This window comes from Phyllobacterium sp. YR620 (assembly GCF_900104165.1).
Lineage (GTDB): Bacteria > Pseudomonadota > Alphaproteobacteria > Rhizobiales > Rhizobiaceae > Phyllobacterium > Phyllobacterium pellucidum.
This window is the reverse complement of sequence record NZ_FNJP01000002.1, coordinates 294,823-312,485: the sequence shown is the minus strand read 5'-3', so window position 1 is coordinate 312,485 and position 17,663 is coordinate 294,823. Positions and strand designations below refer to the sequence as shown.

Annotated in this window: 18 protein-coding genes; 8 read left to right on the top strand and 10 right to left on the bottom strand. The window is 61.1% G+C overall.

All coding sequences use genetic code 11. The features are described 5' to 3' along the window. The first annotated feature begins 10 nt into the window (after window positions 1–10). Window positions 11–793 carry an SDR family oxidoreductase gene (locus BLR72_RS08290; RefSeq protein ID WP_091947248.1) on the top strand — a complete coding sequence of 261 codons (783 nt, stop codon included), beginning with the start codon at window positions 11–13 and terminating at the stop codon, window positions 791–793. Here BLR72_RS08290 and BLR72_RS08285 read toward each other — a convergent pair whose 3' ends face one another. Then, window positions 794–1,480 (bottom strand): response regulator, encoded by a 687-nt coding sequence (locus BLR72_RS08285; RefSeq protein WP_091947245.1) that lies wholly within the window; start codon window positions 1,478–1,480, stop codon window positions 794–796. It abuts the gene before it with no gap. Then, window positions 1,477–4,155: a sensor histidine kinase gene (locus BLR72_RS08280; protein ID WP_091948564.1), complete on the bottom strand. Its 2,679-nt coding sequence runs from the start codon at window positions 4,153–4,155 to the stop codon at window positions 1,477–1,479. The genes BLR72_RS08285 and BLR72_RS08280 overlap by 4 nt, the downstream gene beginning before the upstream one ends. Before the next feature lie 180 nt (window positions 4,156–4,335). On the opposite strand from BLR72_RS08280, the gene BLR72_RS08275 reads away from it, so the two are divergent. Beyond that, window positions 4,336–4,629 carry a Dabb family protein gene (locus BLR72_RS08275; protein WP_091947242.1) on the top strand — a complete coding sequence of 98 codons (294 nt, stop codon included), beginning with the start codon at window positions 4,336–4,338 and terminating at the stop codon, window positions 4,627–4,629. A gap of 7 nt (window positions 4,630–4,636) precedes the next feature. On the opposite strand, the gene cueR is transcribed toward BLR72_RS08275, so the two are convergent. From cueR to BLR72_RS08255, 4 genes are all read right to left on the bottom strand, one after another. After that, window positions 4,637–5,026 carry a Cu(I)-responsive transcriptional regulator gene (gene cueR, locus BLR72_RS08270; protein WP_091947240.1) on the bottom strand — a complete coding sequence of 130 codons (390 nt, stop codon included), beginning with the start codon at window positions 5,024–5,026 and terminating at the stop codon, window positions 4,637–4,639. 7 nt (window positions 5,027–5,033) lie between these two features. Then, window positions 5,034–7,535, bottom strand: coding sequence for a heavy metal translocating P-type ATPase (locus tag BLR72_RS08265; RefSeq protein ID WP_091947238.1), 2,502 nt, complete (start codon window positions 7,533–7,535; stop codon window positions 5,034–5,036). A 137-nt stretch (window positions 7,536–7,672) separates the two neighbouring features. Then, complete coding sequence (locus tag BLR72_RS08260) at window positions 7,673–8,572, bottom strand: methylated-DNA--[protein]-cysteine S-methyltransferase (protein WP_091920572.1); 900 nt, start codon at window positions 8,570–8,572, stop codon at window positions 7,673–7,675. An 88-nt stretch (window positions 8,573–8,660) separates the two neighbouring features. Then, entirely contained in the window at window positions 8,661–9,167 is a 507-nt protein-coding gene (locus tag BLR72_RS08255) for a DUF2244 domain-containing protein (protein ID WP_175492314.1), read from the bottom strand. Between BLR72_RS08255 and nth the strand changes: the two genes are divergently transcribed. After that, on the top strand, window positions 9,166–9,948 hold the full coding sequence (nth, locus tag BLR72_RS08250) for an endonuclease III (protein WP_091948561.1): 783 nt from the start codon (window positions 9,166–9,168) through the stop codon (window positions 9,946–9,948). The two genes, BLR72_RS08255 and nth, sit on opposite strands and share 2 nt — an antisense overlap. Here nth and BLR72_RS08245 read toward each other — a convergent pair. After that, window positions 9,941–10,657 (bottom strand): sulfate transporter family protein, encoded by a 717-nt coding sequence (locus tag BLR72_RS08245; protein ID WP_091947235.1) that lies wholly within the window; start codon window positions 10,655–10,657, stop codon window positions 9,941–9,943. The two genes, nth and BLR72_RS08245, sit on opposite strands and share 8 nt — an antisense overlap. Window positions 10,658–10,811: 154 nt before the next feature. On the opposite strand from BLR72_RS08245, the gene BLR72_RS08240 reads away from it, so the two are divergent. Then, entirely contained in the window at window positions 10,812–11,804 is a 993-nt protein-coding gene (locus BLR72_RS08240; RefSeq protein ID WP_027230810.1) for an adenosine kinase, read from the top strand. Here the strand turns inward: BLR72_RS08240 and BLR72_RS08235 are convergent. From BLR72_RS08235 to hrcA, 3 genes are all read right to left on the bottom strand, one after another. Continuing rightward, a complete protein-coding gene (locus BLR72_RS08235; RefSeq protein ID WP_091947232.1) occupies window positions 11,764–12,444 on the bottom strand; it encodes a trimeric intracellular cation channel family protein in 681 nt (226 codons plus the stop codon). The two genes, BLR72_RS08240 and BLR72_RS08235, sit on opposite strands and share 41 nt — an antisense overlap. 112 nt (window positions 12,445–12,556) lie before the next feature. Next, on the bottom strand, window positions 12,557–13,261 hold the full coding sequence (grpE, locus tag BLR72_RS08230; protein WP_027230809.1) for a nucleotide exchange factor GrpE: 705 nt from the start codon (window positions 13,259–13,261) through the stop codon (window positions 12,557–12,559). A gap of 66 nt (window positions 13,262–13,327) precedes the next feature. Further along, a complete protein-coding gene (hrcA, locus tag BLR72_RS08225; protein ID WP_091920566.1) occupies window positions 13,328–14,398 on the bottom strand; it encodes a heat-inducible transcriptional repressor HrcA in 1,071 nt (356 codons plus the stop codon). 127 nt (window positions 14,399–14,525) lie between these two features. Between hrcA and rph the strand changes: the two genes are divergently transcribed. The 4 genes from rph (at window position 14,526) to hemW (ending at window position 17,657) form a co-directional block, all read left to right on the top strand. Next, window positions 14,526–15,242, top strand: a complete 717-nt coding sequence (gene rph / locus BLR72_RS08220) for a ribonuclease PH (RefSeq protein ID WP_027230807.1) — start codon at window positions 14,526–14,528, stop codon at window positions 15,240–15,242. A 12-nt stretch (window positions 15,243–15,254) separates the two neighbouring features. Further along, window positions 15,255–15,662, top strand: a complete 408-nt coding sequence (locus BLR72_RS08215; protein WP_027230806.1) for a VOC family protein — start codon at window positions 15,255–15,257, stop codon at window positions 15,660–15,662. Continuing rightward, complete coding sequence (gene rdgB / locus BLR72_RS08210) at window positions 15,659–16,306, top strand: RdgB/HAM1 family non-canonical purine NTP pyrophosphatase (RefSeq protein WP_091947229.1); 648 nt, start codon at window positions 15,659–15,661, stop codon at window positions 16,304–16,306. Before BLR72_RS08215 ends, rdgB begins: the two co-directional genes overlap by 4 nt. Window positions 16,307–16,409: 103 nt before the next feature. Then, window positions 16,410–17,657 (top strand): radical SAM family heme chaperone HemW, encoded by a 1,248-nt coding sequence (gene hemW / locus BLR72_RS08205; protein ID WP_081815796.1) that lies wholly within the window; start codon window positions 16,410–16,412, stop codon window positions 17,655–17,657. Window positions 17,658–17,663 lie beyond the last annotated feature (6 nt).

Genomic DNA, 17,663 nt, shown 5'->3' with positions numbered 1-17,663 from the left:
CGAGGATGAGATGGATCTTGGTATCAGGGGCAGACGCGCTATCGTCTGTGCGAGTTCGAAGGGGCTGGGGCGCGGCGTAGCAGAAAAGCTTGCTGAGGCGGGTGTCGATCTGACTTTGAATGCGCGCACCGAGTCGACGCTCAAGGCGACTGCGGATGCGATAGCGGGCAAGTACGGCGTGAAGGTTCAGATCGTGGCGGAGGACGTCACTACGGAGGCCGGGCGGCAAGCCTTGCTTCAGGCCGAACCGCAGCCTGACATCCTTATCAACAATGCTGGCGGACCGCCTCCCGGTGTCTGGTCCGACTGGGGCGAAGAAGAGTGGCTGAAGGCGATCAACAACAACATGCTGACGCCGATCCTGCTGATGAAGGCGATTTTGCCCGGTATGATCGAGCGCAAATGGGGACGCGTGGTCAACATTACCTCGGGTTCCGTCAAGTCACCGATCGCGCAGCTCGGGCTTTCCAACGCTGCGCGCAGCGGCCTTACCGGTTTCGTCGCGGGAACGTCGCGTCAGGTCGCGCGCCATGGCGTTATCATCAACAATCTCTTGCCCGGATCGCATGACACCGACCGAACCAAGGGTTTCATCGAGCGCTCCGCCAAGGAAAAGGGCATATCGATCGAGGAAGCGCGGAAAGAGGCCTATGCCGACAATCCCGCAGGACGCTACGGCACTGCTGAGGAATTCGGCGCGGCCGCGGCATTCCTCTGCAGCCAGTATTCCGGCTTCATCGTCGGCCAGAATCTCCTGCTCGACGGCGGCGCCTTCAACTCGACGCTCGGTTGATCACTCGGAGATGAATCGGTAGCCGACGCCGGGCTCGGTGCGAATGAACTGCGGGTTGTTCGCATCGTCCTCGATCTTTGCCCGCAACTGCCCGACGAACACACGCAAATATTGCAGATCCTCGACATGGGCCGCTCCCCAGACGGAAGCGAGCAACTGGCGATGGGTCACGACCATGCCCGCATGGAGCACAAGGTGGACCAGCAACTGGTACTCCTTGCGCGTCAGGTGCACTTCCTGATCGTTGCGCGTCACGATGCGCTTTGCGGTATCCACGACGAGACCATTCACTTCGAAGCGCGAGGGAACGCTCGCCCCCGCCACCTGGCGGCGCAGGCTGGTTCGGATGCGTGCCAAAAGTTCGCCGATGCCGAAGGGCTTTTCCACATAGTCATTCGCGCCGAGATCGAGCGCGGCGATCTTTTCCGCCTCGCGGTCACGTGCCGAAAGCACAATGATCGGAACATCGGAAAATGCGCGCACAGTCTCGATGACGTCCTTGCCGTCCTTATCCGGCAGGCCAAGGTCGAGGATGACGAGGTCCGGCGCGCTCGTTGCGACCAGGCGCTCCGCCTCGCCGCCGGTCGCCGCCTGAATGACCTCGTAACCCGACGCCGTCAGTGCCGGATGCAGGAACCGCTGTATTTGCGGCTCATCGTCGACAACGAGGATGCGATGCTGGTTCATTCATGCGCTCCTGCTGGATTGGCGACGGGCAGGCGGATGATGAATCTGGTGCCACGCTTGCGCACGGCAGGGCTTTCCGCCTTGATCGTCCCGCCCATCGATTCCACGAAGCCGCGCGCAATCGAAAGCCCGAGGCCGGTTCCGGGTGCGCGGCCATCGCCCTTGGTACGGCGATAGAACTTGTCGAAAATCTTGTCGAGATCCTTGGGCGGAATACCCTTGCCCTGGTCGGTGACGCTGATGGCCACTTCGCTGTCGTCCTGGCGCGCATAGATCGTAACCGGGCCATCGCCAGCATATTTTGCTGCATTGTCGAGGAGATTGAACAGGACCTGCCCGAGCATTGCGGCGTCACCTTTGACCATCGGCAGGTCGGGGGCGACGCTGATATCGACGACAATATCGGGCTTGAGCTTCTTTATGCGATCGATCGAGGCGGTGATGACCTCCGACGCATCGAGCGGCACATTCCTGATCTTCAGGGTGCCGGCCTCGATACGGGTCATGTCGAAGAGATTGGCGACGAAGCGTGTAAGGCGGCCGGCCTCCTCCTCGATTGAAAGCAGAAGGTCATCCCGGCTCTCCTGCTTAATGCGGTCGCCGAGCTGGCGCAGGGTCGTGATCGCACCGGTGATCGAGGCAAGTGGCGTCTTAAGGTCATGGGAAAGCGATGAAAACAGCGCCGTATGCAGCTGTTCGCTCTCCTGCAGGGCGGTCGTCTTCGCGTTTTCCTTTACAAGTTGTGCGCGATCGATGGCAATGGCCGCCTGATCGAGGATCGCTGTCAGCATGCGGTCGTCCTCCTCGGTCAGAACGTCGCGGTCGTCCATTTGGAGACCAATGACGCCTGCAACGCCATGCGAGGTGAGGATGGGCAGGAATTCCCACCCGATCTGCGGCAATGTCGCGGTGTCGTGGCCAGCCCGCTCGTTCTTCTCAAAAGCCCAGCGCGCTGCGGTCATGTCGGTGCCATCGAGGTTCGAATCTGGCGGCCAAGCCGCCTGCACGCTCAATTCACCCTCGTCCGGAAGCAAGATGGCAGCGCCGGTCCCGAAGGTCGCGTGCAAGTGCGTCGCCGTCGAGAAAAGCACGTCATCCAGTCGCGCCGTACCCGAGAGCTTGCGCGAAAATTCGTAAAGTGCCTGCGTGTTCTTCGCCTGTTGGCGAGAGCGGCCCACCTGTTCGCGCAAACGGCCGGTGAGGTCGCCGATCATCAGCGCGACGGCGAGGAATATGATCAGCGACAGCAGCTGGTGCGGCTTGGCGATGCTGAGATCGTGTATCGGTTCGAGAAAGAAGAAATTATAGAAGACAAAGGCAAGGCCAGCCGCGATCACGGCCGAAAGACGCCCGCAGATCATGCCGGAAAGGATAACGGCAACGAGGAATACCATCGAAAGATTCTGCGGATGCACGACATTGCTGGCCGTCAGGCCGAGCAGTGTCGTCGCACCCGTCGTTGCCACGGGCACGCCAACGGCGAGGGCAAGTTCCAGCGGCGAGCGCTTGCGCAGTCTGGGCGGCGCATAGGAAACGTCCTGTTCTTCGCCGGTGACGATATGAACGCCGACATCGGTAAAGCGCTTGATGATTTCATCGGGGAGGGACCGGCGGAACGGATTGGCGAGCCGCCTTGGCTTGGGACGGCCAACAACGATCTGCGTGACATTCTCACGTCGGGCAATGCGGAAGATTTCCTCGACGAAGTCGTCGGCGATGACGCGCCGTGTTTCTGCACCGAGGCGTTCGGCAAGATCGAGCAGGGCGTCGATGCGCTTGCCGGTCTCGCCGCCGAGATCGCTGGTCTGCGTCATCGAAACGACAAGCCAACGCGCATTGAGACCGGAAGCGAGACGACTGGCGGTGCGCACAACCTTGTCGGACAGACTGTCGGGACCGACACAGACGAGGAGGCGCTCGCCCGTCGCCCACGGACCTTCGATCGCCTGCTGGCGCAGAATATCGATCATCTGATCGTCGACGCGATCGGCAGTACGCCGCAACGCAAGCTCGCGCAGGGCAGTGAGGTTTGCAGGCTTGAAGAAGCCCTCGGCCGCCCGCTCCGCATTGCCGGGGAGATAAATCTTGCCCTCTCTCAGGCGTTCGATCAGTTCCGCCGGGGGCAGGTCGACGAGAAGGACATCGTCGGCGCGTTTCAACACCGTATCGGGGACAATCTCTCGCACCGTGACGCCGGTAATGCTCGATACGATGTCGGATACGCTTTCGAGATGCTGGACGTTCATGGCTGTCCAGACGTCAATGCCGAGCCAGAGCAGTTCCTCGACATCCTGATGACGCTTGGGGTGGCGGCTGCCGGGAACGTTGGTATGGGCGAGCTCATCGACAATGAGCACTTTCGGCTTGCGCGCGATGGCTGCATCGATATCGAATTCCTCGAGAAGCCGTTCGCGATAGGTCACTTCCTTGCGCGGGATAACGTCCAGCCCCTTGAGCAATTCGGCGGTCTCGGCGCGTCCGTGGGTTTCGGCAATGCCGACGACGATATCCTCGCCCTCTTCCTTGAGGCGGCGGGCGCGCTGCAACATGGCGTAGGTTTTGCCGACACCGGGTGCCGCGCCGAGAAACACCGTGAGCTTGCCACGCGTTTCGCGCGTCGCAAGTTGCAGAAGTCTGTCGGGATCGGGTCTGTTTTTTTGACCGTAATCGGCCATGGATGCCTCAAGCTGTTTTATGCGGCCCATACTCAAATCTCAGGGACAGGCCAGAACGTTTACCCCAGCTTTGTCGGAAAAGCCAAGGCGTGGATCGGCTGGGCTGCGACAGCACATCTATTGACGCAACCGGCCGAGTGTGGAAAGTCCCGCGCAAACTATGCAGCAGGAAGCCTAGCCGTGATCCGTCATATTGTGTTTTTCAGTGCCCGGAACAAGGAAGACGTGGGAGCAATTGTCGAGGGCCTGAAGCGCCTCGGCGAAATTCCGCATTCGAATGTGTTCGAAGTGATGCAGAACACGAAGACGGATCCGATCTCCGGCGAGATCGATGTCGTGGTCTATGGCGAGTTCAAGGATGCCGAAGCGCTGGCGGCTTACAAGGCGCATCCGATCTATAGTGAGACGACGGCAGTGGTCCGGCCGATGCGCGAACTGCGCATTTCCGCCGATGTTGTTTCGACGCTTGTCTGACCTTCCGTTAGTTCCTTCCTGAAATCGTCTCGAGGATCGGGCAGTCAGGCCGCTGGTCGCCGTGACAATGAGCGACCAGATGTTGCAGCGTGTGCTGCAACTCGCGTAGTTCCAGAATCTTGCGTTCGATCTCGCCGAATTTCGATTGCGCGATTGCCTTTACGTCGGCGCTGGCGCGCTCCTTGTCCTCATAGAGCGCAAGGAGCTGTCGACATTCCTCGACGGAAAATCCAAGGCCGCGCGAGCGCTGCAGGAAGCGCAGCTTATGCACATCGGACATGGAATAGTCGCGGTAGCCATTTTCCGCGCGTCCGGGCTTCAGCAGGCCAATATCCTCGTAATAACGGATCGTCTTGGGTGGCAGGCCGGATTTGTCGGAAGCGGTACCGATATTCATGGCAACCTCACAGTTTGACGGTGCGCAGGCGCAGCGAATTGGCAATGACCGAAACCGACGAAAGGCTCATTGCTGCGGCGGCAAGCATCGGCGAAAGCAGAAGGCCGAAGACCGGATAGAGCACGCCCGCGGCGACCGGCACGCCGAGCACGTTGTAGATGAAGGCGAAGAAGAGGTTCTGCTTGATATTGCGAAGCGTCGCCTCGGCCAAATGACGCGCACGGACAATGCCGTTGAGGTCGCCTTTGACGAGGGTTATGCCCGCGCTTTCCATGGCGACGTCCGCGCCCGTACCCATGGCGATGCCGACATCGGCTGCGGCGAGGGCCGGCGCGTCGTTGATGCCATCGCCAGCCATCGCAACCCTGGCGCCGCCACGACGCAGTTCATCCACCAGCGCCTTCTTGCTCTCGGGCAGCATATCGGCGCGCACCTCATCGATGCCAAGCTGCGAAGCCACGGCCCGAGCGGTCACGGCGTTGTCGCCTGTCGCCATGATGATCTTCAGACCCGCAGCGTGCAGCAGGCGGATCGCCTCAGCGCTCGTCGCCTTGATCGGATCGGCAACGGCAGCAATGCCGGCGGCCTTGCCGTCAACGGCGATGAACAGTGCGCTCTTGCCTGCGGCGCGCAACGCGTCGGCGCGCTCCTGAAGCGGCAGAACATCGGCGCCGACATCCTGCATCATGGCGCGGTTGCCGAGCGCGACGGTGCGCCCGCCGACAATACCGGTAACGCCCTTGCCGGTCACGGCTTCGAAACCGGTTGCGTCGGGGACTGTAAGACCGCGATCCCTGGCGCCATCGACGATGGCTTCGGCCAGCGGATGCTCAGAACCTTTTTCGAGGCCTGCGGCGAGTGCCAGGAGTTCGCCGTCATTGAAAGGCGGCTGCGCGATGAGATCGGTCAACCGTGGCTTGCCTTCGGTCAGCGTGCCGGTCTTGTCGACGATCAGCGTATCGACGCCGGCAAAGCGTTCGAGCGCTTCAGCATCCTTGATGAGAACGCCTGCATGGGCGCCGCGTCCCGTTGCCGTCATGATCGACATCGGCGTTGCCAGACCAAGCGCGCAGGGGCAGGCAATGATAAGCACCGAGACCGCCGCGACAAGGCCGTGGATCATGCTCGGCTCGGGGCCGAGAAACGCCCAGGCGGCGAATGCCAGAATGGCGACGAGCACGACAGTTGGAACGAAATAGCTCGCAACCCGGTCGGCGAGGCCCTGTATCGGCGCGCGCGAACGCTGCGCCGCCGCGACCATGCCGACGATCTGCGACAGCACCGTATCCGCGCCGACCTTCTCGGCCTCGATGAGCAGCGTGCCGTTGCGATTGAGCGTCCCACCCGTGACCTGGTCATGCCCGGCTTTCTCGACCGGCAGCGGTTCGCCCGTAATCATGGATTCGTCGATCGATGTGCGCCCCTCGAGCACGATGCCGTCGACAGGAATGCTTTCGCCGGGACGAACACGTAGCTTGTCGCCCACTGCGACCTCGTCGAGCGGAACGTCCATCTCGGCGCCGTCCCCGCCGACGCGGCGTGCCGTCTTCGGCGCAAGGTCGAGCAGGGCGCGAATTGCCGACCCGGTTCGTTCGCGCGCCTTGAGCTCCAGCACCTGGCCGAGAAAGACGAGGGCAACGATCACCGCGGCGGCCTCGAAATAGACCGGAACCATGCCGCCATGGCCACGGAAGGAATGCGGGAAAATATCCGGAAAAAGCGTCGCGACGACACTGAACGCGTAGGCCGCGCCAACGCCGATGGCAATGAGCGTCCACATGTTAGGGCTTCGATTGACGAATGAGGCAAAGGCGCGCTCGAAAAAGGGGATAGCCGCCCAGACGACAACCGGCGTTGCCAGCGCAAACTCGATCCATATGGCGAGGCGTTCGCCAAGCCAGTCGCGGAACGGGAGACCGAGCATCGGCCCCATGGTGATGACGAGCAGCGGCACCGAACAGAAGGCGCTGATCCAGAAGCGGCGGGTGAAATCGACGAGCTCCGGATTGGGGCCTTCGTCGCCGGTCGGTATGCCCATAGGTTCGAGGGCCATGCCGCAGATCGGGCAGGCGCCGGGACCGTCCCGAACGACCTCGGGATGCATCGGGCACGTATATTGCGTTCCGGCTGGCATAGGCTTCGGCAGGGGCCGGTCGCCGAGATAATCCTCCGGGGCTTTCTCGAACTTCGCCATGCAGCCCGCCGAACAGAAGTAGTATTTCTCGCCGTCGTGTCGCAGGAAATGCTTGGCGCTGGCCCGATCGACCTTCATGCCGCATACCGGATCCGTCGCCTCGATATAGGCTTCCGGATCCTTGACGAACTTCGCCTGGCAGCCGGCCGAACAGAAATGGAAAACACGCTCGCCATGTTCGGTAGTTGGCTTGCCCGCGTCAGGATCCACCACCATGCCGCATACCGGATCGCGAACGACCTCGGTTGCTACGGATTGATGCCCGCCGCAGCAATTATGGCCGTGGTGCTGGTGGTTCGCGTGTTCGTGCTTCATGGTCCTGCTTTCCGTCTTTAACTAAGTAATGCAGGAAAGGTAATCTTTCCAGTGACTGGAAGGTCAAGGGCCATGTTGCGATAAGGTGCAACGCAAAAGCCCGGCACGCGGCCGGGCTTTCTGGGAGAAGACGGTTCTCAGCCTGCCTGGCTGTGCGGCGCATCCTGTGCGAGCTGCCCTGCCTCCCAGCCGAGAATGGCGCGCTTGCGGGTGAGGCCCCAATGATATCCGGTCAAGGCTCCCGACTTTCCGACAGCCCGGTGGCAGGGAACAACGAAGGAGACAGGGTTGGCGCCGATCGCCGCACCGACGGCGCGCGAGGCGTTGGGCGAGCCGATGTCAGCGGCGATATCAGAGTAGGCGACGCATTTGCCCATCGGAATCTTGAGCAGCGCTTCCCAGACTCGCAGCTGAAAATCGGTGCCGATCGTCACGACTTTCAATGGCCGGTCGGCGCGCCATTCCGCCGGATTGAAAATCCGCCCGGCATAGGGGGCTGTGGCGGCCAGATCCTCGACATAGGTGGCGTTTGGCCAGCGCGAGGACATGTCGGCGAGCGCTTCTCGCTCCTTGCCGGCGTCGGCAAAGGCGAGGCCGGCAAGACCGCGATCCGTCACCATGATGAGCGCCAGTCCGAACGGCGATATGAGAAAGCCATATCGGATCGTCAAACCTGCGCCGCGGCTCTTATAGTCTCCCGGCGACATGCCTTCATGGGTAACGAAGAGATCGTGCAGCCGGCCAGGGCCGGAAAGTCCGGTCTCATAGGCGGTTTCGAGCAGCGGCATGCCTTCGTCAAGCAGCCGACGCGCATGATCGATCGTTACCGCCTGCAGGAAACCCTTCGGTGAGAGCCCGGCCCAGCGCGTAAAGAGCTTCTGCAGCGCAGTCGGCGAAAGTCCGGTGTCGCGCGCCAGAGTTTCAAGCGAAGGCTGGTCGCGATAATCCTTGCTGATGCGTTCGATGATGTGGCTGACAATGGCATAGTCGTCGCCGGTCGGAGTGATGTCTTTTTGAAGTATAGCGTGCGGTTTCATGAGCGTTTACCTCTTGTGCTGAGGATATATGACCACGCACCCGCTGTCGCCGCCACCCGATTCTTGACGGCCGAACCGGTCGGAAAGATTAGCGTCCCTTCGCCGTCGCAAGCGCTGTCTGAAAGGCCGAGGCAAAGCTTTCGCGGTCGTCGGGATTGAGGAACGAGCCGATGATGACGGCCTTGCCCTGTCCCTCGACGCGCATCGAGGTAATGCCGATCTCGGCATGACGGGCAATGCTGAACCGCGTCCAGTAAGGGTTGAATTCGTGCTGCCTTGCCCGTCCCGAAGGCGCGACCTGACGGATATGCAGGGCAACGCGCGAAATGCTGACTTCTTCGTGTGCTTTCGCTGCAGCGTAGTTCATGCGAAACGCCACGTAGACGATGACGACGTCCAGCCCGAAAAAGCCGAATACCGGCCAGGCGCCGATCGACAGAAAGAAAAGGCCGGTCATAAAACTGCTGACCCCAAGCGTTCCCATAAGAACAAGAAATCCGAAACGGCCAAGCGATCGATGTGGCACAAGAAGCGCACGGAAGATTTCTTCTTCGTTCATCGCGGCCGGGTCAATCGGGTTTGTTGTTTGGCTCATGGGGCTCAAGTATAGAGGGGTCATGGAAAATCCCAAGCCGAAAATCGATCAGAACGCTGTGACCGCCAGGCCCGCCAAGGTAGGGCGGCGTGTTCCGGGTACGCGCTACACGGCGGCGGAGATCCACGAGATATTTCGCCGGTTTTCGATCCAGCGGCCGGAGCCAAAGGGGGAACTCGAACACGTCAATCCGTTCACCCTGCTTGTCGCCGTGGCGCTTTCGGCGCAGGCAACCGATGTCGGCGTCAACAAGGCGACGCGCGTGCTCTTCAAGGTCGCCGACACGCCGGAAAAGATGGTAGCCCTAGGGGTAGAGAGGCTTGGCGAATATATCCGAACGATCGGGCTGTGGCGCAACAAGGCCAAGAACGTCATCGCGCTGTCGCAAGCACTGGTCGAAAAATACGGCAGCGTCGTTCCCGATGATCGTGACGAACTGGTCAAGCTGCCGGGGGTTGGCCGTAAGACTGCCAATGTCGTCCTCAGCATGGCGTTCGGCCAGGCTACGATGGCGGTGGACACGCACATCTTCCGCATCGGCAACCGCCTTGGCCTTGCGCCCGGCAAGACCCCGGACGAGGTGGAGGCGAAGCTGATGAAAATCATTCCGTCGGAATATCTCTATCATGCGCATCACTGGTTGATCCTGCACGGCCGATATGTGTGCAAGGCGCGTAGGCCGGAATGTTCGGCCTGTGTCATCGCCGATATCTGCAAGGCAGCGGAAAAGACCTCGGAAATCCCGGCGCCGCTGGTGCCGCTGCCGCCGCAGGCTATCTGACGGCTACAGGCCGTGCCGCACTGGCGACGGCTTTGTGGAGGTGCACCATGAGCGCTGCGGCAAAGAGCGGCGTCAGGAGGTTGAGCAATGGCACAGCCATAAATGCGGCGATGAGCAGGCCCGCGAGGAAGACCGTACCGGCATTCTGCGCCCGCAAGGCCTTTGCTTCGGCTTCGGATCGAAAACGCATCGCGGCGAACTCGAAGAACTCGCGGCCCAGCAGATAGCCATTGACGATGAAGAATGCGATCAGGTTGACGCCGGGAATGAGCAACATCAGCAGGGCGGCAATATTGCCGAGAATGACGACGCCAAAGAAGCGGATCGAAAGGACCATCGAGCGCATGGCAGGCAGCGGCTTTCCGGCCGGGTCGCCAGGGTAGTCTTCCTTTTCGACGACCTCCGCAACATCGTCAAGAAAAAGCCCGGCTACGATGGCGGTAACTGGAGCAATCAGCAACGCCAGTCCCAATGCGAGCCCGATGCTGGCAAAGAGGCCGGCGATGAAGCCGATCCAGCCCGTCCAGGATGGCAAATCCGGCATCATTCCTTGGAAAAAAGGGAGCGCGAGCCATTCGAAGATTTCGCGCAGCCCAAACCATGCGCCGACGAGCAGCAGCAATGTCAGCCCCAGCGATTTCCACAGGACGGCGCGAAATTCCGGACGGAAGAGGTGACTGGCGGCGGCGCGGGCGCTTTCGACGATCATCGGGCATTTTGCTCCATGGCGTAGGCACCCGACATAAGCGCAACTGACCCTTCGGACAAGGTGTTCGCCCAAGTGGGGGGTGGTCAATTCTGTCGCGACGGGGTAGAGCAGGCAAAACAACGCCAACAGGTCTGCGATCTATCCCGGAGTTTCCATGTCCACTTATGACGTGCTTTGCATAGGCAACGCCATTGTCGATATCATTGCCCGCACCGATGACGATTTCATCATCAAGAACGGCATTATCAAAAATGCAATGAACCTGATCGATGCCGATCGGGCCGAGTTCCTCTACGAGCGAATGGGTCCCGCGATCGAGGCGTCCGGCGGCAGCGCCGGCAATACCGCGGCGGGCGTTGCCAGCCTCGGCGGACGCGCCGCCTATTTCGGCAAGGTAGCGGATGATCAGCTTGGACACGTTTTTACCCATGATATCCGTTCGCAAGGCGTCGCCTTCGACACGCGTGTGCTGGCTTCACCGCCACCCACCGCGCGCTCGATGATTTTCGTGACGCCCGATGGCGAGCGCTCGATGAACACCTATCTCGGCGCCTGCATTGAACTCGGGCCGGAGGATGTCGAGAGTTCCAAGGTTTCCCAGGCCAAGGTCACCTATTTCGAGGGCTATCTCTGGGATCCGCCGCGCGCCAAGGAAGCCATCCGCCTGTCGGCAAAGATCGCTCATGAGCACAAGCGGGAAGTCTCGATGACCCTCTCGGATCCGTTCTGCGTCGATCGCTACCGCGAGGAGTTTCTTGATCTGATGCGCTCCGGCACGGTCGACATCGTTTTTGCCAATGAGGCGGAAATGAAATCGCTGTACCAGACGGACAACTTTGAGGAAGGGCTCGAGTTGATCCGCAGGGATTGCAAGCTCGCTGCCGTCACCCGTTCGGAAAAAGGTTCTGTGGTCGTTACCGGCGACGAGACCGTTGCGGTTCCAGCCATCGAGATCGAGGAACTGGTCGATACCACAGGCGCGGGCGATCTTTATGCTGCGGGTTTCCTTTTCGGCTACACCAACGGCCGCTCGCTGACCGATTGCGCCCGCCTCGGCTCGCTGACGGCCGGGCTTGTCATCCAGCAGATCGGTCCGCGCCCGCAGATCAATCTGAAGGCCGCGGCGGAGCGGGCGGGGCTGCTCTGATCAAGCCTTCCCGCTCAAGCTCGTCCGCACTGCGGCCGGGCTTGTGATAGGTCGGCAGATACCAGCCGAAATAGAGCGCGCCGCCTCGGACCGTGAAGGCGGCAAGCGCCGCGACGAGCGCGGAAATCTCCGTCCCGACGTCAAACCGGTGCAGCACGATATAGACAAGTGAGCCGGCGAGCGCCGCCGTGACATAAATTTCGCGGCGCATCACCACTGATGGCTCCCCCGAAATGATATCACGCAGGATGCCGCCGAATGTCGCCGTCATGATGCCGGTCACCACCGCAATGGTCGAGTCGAAGCCGAGTGCAAGGCTCTTCGCCGCGCCCATGACACTGTAGGCAGCAAGCCCGACCGCATCGAGCCAAAGGAGAACGCGATAGCGTGATTCTAGCAGGTTGGCGGTGAAATAGACAAGGATTGCCGCTGCGGCGCAGACGAGGAGGCTCATCGGATCCTTCACCCAGAAGACGGGAACGCCGAGGATGAGGTCGCGCAACGTCCCGCCGCCGATTCCGGTGACCGCGGCGAGAAAGATGAAGGCCATGATGTCGAGCTGGCGCCGCGAGGCCGCCAGAGCTCCCGTCGCGGCGAAAAGGAAAATTCCGGCATAGTTGAACAGCTGAATCATGGTCACCGGCAGTTTCCCCTCGCCGTTATTTTGTCCCACGATAGAGCATGACCGGAAAATGAAAAGAGCCGCATTCCGGTCAGGGAAATGCGGCTCCTTGGAACGTCGTTACGACCGATCAGGCGTCTTTTTCAGCCTGCGGATTGATCGGGCCGGGTTCCGGCTGAGCTTCGCCGGCGGCCTGCTTGGGTCCGCCCCGCGACACGCCGACAAGCGCCGGCCGCAGCACGCGGTCGCCGATGACAAAGCCAGCCTGCGCAACCTGCACCACCGTATTATGCGGAACATCCGCATTCGGAATTTCGAACATCGCCTGGTGGAAGTTCGGATCGAACTTCTGACCCTGCGGCTCGATTTTCTTGACGCCGTGGCGTTCCATAGCGGTGAGCATGGAGCGTTCCGTCATCTCGACGCCCTCGACGAGACCCTTAAGGCCGGCATCGCCGCCTGCAAGTGCATCGGCGGGAACCGCTTCGATGGCGCGCTTCAGATTGTCGGATACCGCAAGCATGTCGCGGGCGAAGTTGGCAACCGAATAGCTGCGCGCGTCATGGACGTCGCGCGCGGTCCGCTTGCGCAGGTTTTCCATATCTGCGGCAAGGCGCAGCAACTGGTCCTTCAGATCGTTGTTTTCGGCGCGCAGCGCGTCGAGTTCGGCGGTCGTTGCCTGCTCCTGGTCTTCCTCGGCAAGCGCATATTCCTCGGCCTTGCGCGATTTAAGAAAATCATCGGCAGCGCGCTTCAGCGCATCGCGATCGCGCGGATTCTTCAGGTCGCGCTGATCGAGATCCGGGGTGTCGTGAAGTTTCTTGTCTTCAGCCATCTATCCTGTCCGTTCATTTTTCGAAGTTGCGCTGGATATCGACGTTCGGCTCTTGAAAATCAAGTCTTATCGCAAAAGGCGGGATACGAGCTGGGCGGTATAGTCGACCATCGGCACGATCCGGGCATAGTTGAGCCGGGTCGGGCCGATGACGCCGAGGGCGCCGATGATGCGCTGCTCCGAGTCCCGATAGGGCGCGATCACCAGCGACGAACCCGACAGCGAGAACAGCTTGTTTTCTGACCCGATGAAGATGCGCACGCCGGGTCCCGCCTCGGCGAGGTCGAGAAGCTGCAGCGTTCCTTCCTTGGTTTCGAGATCGTCAAAGAGGTGGCGCAGCCTGTCGAGATCGGCCTCGGCGTTGATCGAATCGAGAAGATTGCCGCGCCCGCGCACGATCAGGCGCGGCGGCTGCCCGCTGCCTGCGCCGCCCCAGACCGCCAGCCCCTGTTGCACCAGATGTTGCGACAAGGCATCGAGTGCCTGCTGGGTCTCGTCCTTGAGCCGGCCGATTTCCTGGCGCGCCTCGCTGATCGTGCGGCCCTGGATATGCGCATTGAGAAAGTTCGAAGCTTCGATGAGCTGTGAGGGCGTCACGCCAACGGGCAAATCGATAACGCGATTTTCGATATCCCCGCTCTGGCTGACAAGAACGGCCAGGGCCTTGGTCGGCTCGAGGCGCACGAACTCGATGTGTTTCAGCGCGCCTTCCGCCTTGGTCGCAAGCACAAGACCGGCGCCGCGCGACATGCCGGAGAGGATTTGGCTCGCCTGCGTCAGCACAGTTTCAGTCGACTGGTCTTCGCTTGAGGCACGAACCTGCGCCTCGATCGAGTTGCGCTCAGCGGCGGAAAGATCGCCGACTTCCATGAAGGCGTCGACGAAGAAGCGCAGCCCGAGCTGCGTCGGGAGGCGTCCGGCCGAAATATGCGGTGCATAGACCAGTCCGAGATGCTCGAGATCGCTCATGACGTTGCGGATCGTCGCCGGCGACAGCGACACGGGGAGAATCCGCGAAAGGTTGCGCGAGCCGACCGGTTCGCCGTCGCCAAGATAGCTCTCGACGATGCGCCGGAAAATGTCGCGCGACCGCTGGTCAAGCGACTGATATGCCTCCGGTACCACGGCCCGTTTCATCTTGCCTCGTATGTCTGCTTGTTACAGCCCTGATATAAGCATTGTCCGGGCAATCATCAAAGCCTTTGCTTCGATCTGCCATCACGGCTAAAAGGCCGGACCACAGATTTTCAAAGAGGTCTTTCCAATGCGTCCTTCCAAGCGAGCCCCCGACGAGATGCGCGCCATCTCCTTCGAACGCGGCGTTTCCAAGCATGCCGAGGGCTCGTGCCTTGTCAAATTCGGCGACACCCACGTTTTGTGCACAGCGAGCCTTGAGGAAAAGGTGCCAGGCTGGATGCGCAACACCGGCAAGGGTTGGGTAACGGCCGAATACGGCATGTTGCCGCGCTCGACCGGCGATCGCATGCGCCGCGAGGCATCCTCGGGCAAACAGGGCGGCCGCACGCTGGAAATCCAGCGGCTGATCGCCCGCTCGCTGCGTGCGGTCGTAGACCTTCAGGCGCTTGGCGAAGTGCAGATCACGGTGGACTGCGACGTTATCCAGGCCGATGGCGGCACGCGCACGGCTGCCATCACTGGCGGTTGGGTCGCTCTGCACGAGTGCCTGCGCTGGATGGAAGCACGCCAGATGATCAAGGTCGAAAAAGTACTGAAGGACCACGTTGCGGCGATCTCATGCGGAATTTCCAACGGCACGCCGGTGATCGACCTCGATTATCAGGAGGATTCGACGGCACAGACGGACGCGAACTTTGTCATGACTGGCAAGGGTGGTATCGTCGAGGTGCAGGGAACCGCCGAAGGCGAGCCCTTTTCTGAGGAAGAACTGCTTGCCCTTATGAGCCTTGCCCGCAGCGGCATCGGGCGGCTGGTCAACCTGCAGCAGATGGCTGTGAGCTAAAAGCCCGAGACCATGCGACCATCCGGTATCCTTGAAACGGCGCTTTATGTTACGGACCTTGCGGCCGCCAAGGACTTCTATGCCGGCATTCTCGGGCTCGAGATCATATTGGAGACGCCGAAGCGGTCCATCTTTTTTCGCTGCGGCGCCGGTGTCCTCATCCTGTTCGATCCCGTGCTTATCAACGAGCGCCCGCCCGGCAGCCTGCCTATCCCCTCGCATGGGGCAACAGGCCCGGGCCACGTCTGTTTCAAGGCGACACGGGATGAAATCGCCGGATGGAAATCCCATCTTGAGGCAAATGGCATCGAGATCGAAAGCGAGTTCGATTGGCCTAACGGCGCGCGCTCGCTCTACTTCCGTGATCCCGCCGGAAACTCGATCGAATTCGCAGAACCGAAATTATGGAATTTGGAATGAGAAAACTCGAAAAGGGCAAACTGCTCGTCGCAAGTCACAATCAGGGCAAGATCAATGAGATGATCGACCTTCTGGGACCATTCGGCTTTGAAGTGGTTTCCGCTGGCGATCTCGGCCTGCCGGAGCCGGATGAGACCGGAACCACGTTCGAGCAAAATGCCTATATCAAGGCCTATGCAGCGGCGAAGGCGACCGGCCTCGTTGCGCTCTCCGATGATTCCGGCCTTTGCGTCGACGCGCTCGGCGGCGATCCCGGCGTTTACACGGCGAACTGGGCGGAACTTCCCGATGGAAAGCGCGATTTCAGCCACGGCATGGAAAAGGTGGAAAAGGCCTTGCAGGATAAGGCCGCGACAAGCCCCGACCAACGCAGCGGGCGTTTCGTATCCGTCATCTGCCTCGCCTGGCCGGACGGCGAAGCCAATTACTATCGCGGCGAGGTCGAGGGCGAGATCGTCTGGCCGCCGCGCGGCAGCGCTGGCTTCGGTTACGATCCCGTATTCAAGCCGGAAGGCTATGAGGCGACCTTCGGCGAGATGACAGCTGAACAGAAGCATGGCTGGAAGCCGGGTGACGAAAAGGCGCTGTCGCACCGCGCCCGTGCCTTCCAGCATTTCGCCAGGGATTGTCTGGACGCAGGATGACCCGCAACGATCCGATCACACGCCGGAGTTTTGCAGTTTGGCTCCCACCCTTTCCCCGTCTGGGAAGGGTCATTGCTGTTCAACGGGGTAGGGGACGGGTCTGATGGCGTCCTTGCCAGTGATTCCCGCCGCCCCGGACCTGCGGTCCGACCTTCTCCAAGAGTTCGAGGGTAAGGGAGGGCGCACGAAATCGCACCCCGACAAGGGCGAGAGCGGGTTTGGGGTCTATGTGCACTGGCCATTCTGCATGGCAAAGTGTCCCTACTGCGATTTCAATTCGCATGTGCGGCATCAGCCGGTGGACCAGAAGCGCTTCGCCGCTGCGTTTGCCCGCGAGCTCGCGACAATGCGCCAGCGCACCGGCGAGCGCACAGTGTCCAGCATATTTCTCGGCGGGGGGACTCCCTCGCTGATGCACCCCGATACGGTCGGCTCGGTTCTGGATGCGATCGCGCAGAACTGGCACGTGCCCGCGGGCATCGAGATCACCCTCGAAGCAAACCCCACCAGCGTGGAGGCTGATCGGTTTCGCGGCTATCGCGCCGCAGGCGTTAACCGCGTTTCGCTTGGCGTGCAGGCACTAAATGATGCCGATCTGCGCCGCCTCGGCCGCATGCATAGTGTCGATGAGGCACTTGCGGCGATCGGCCTTGCACGGGAAATCTTCCCGCGGCTGTCCTTCGACCTCATCTATGCGCGGCCGGACCAGAGCGTCGAGGCATGGCGTGAAGAACTTGTGCGTGCCATCTCCTTTGCCGCCGATCACCTCTCGCTTTACCAATTGACCATCGAAGAAGGCACGCCCTTCTACAATCTCTGGCAGGCAGGAAAGCTCGTTACGCCGGACGGCGATCATGCGGCCGCGCTCTATGCCGAAACGCAGGATGTGACTGCAAAGCACGGCCTGCCGGCCTACGAGATTTCCAATCATGCCATTCCGGGCGCCGAGTCGCAGCACAATCTCGTCTACTGGCGCTACGGCGAATATGTCGGTGTGGGACCCGGCGCTCATGGGCGCTTTGTCGAGGACAATATACGCGCCGTGACGATCACCGAGCGCCATCCTGAAACCTGGGTCGAAAAGGTCGAGGCAGCGGGACACGGCATTATCGAGGAAGAGCGCCTTGATCGCGAGCAGGAAGGCGACGAATTCCTGCTCATGGGTCTGCGGCTTGTCGAGGGGATCGACCTTGCGCGCTACGAACGCCTTACTGGCCACAGCGTCAAGGAGAAGCGGGTAATTTCCCTCGCCGAGCAGGGGCTTATCGAGTATGTCGGCAATAGCCGCATACGCACGACCCCGCAGGGCGCGATCGTTCTCAATGCGGTCATCGCCGATCTCGCGGCTTGAGGGGAA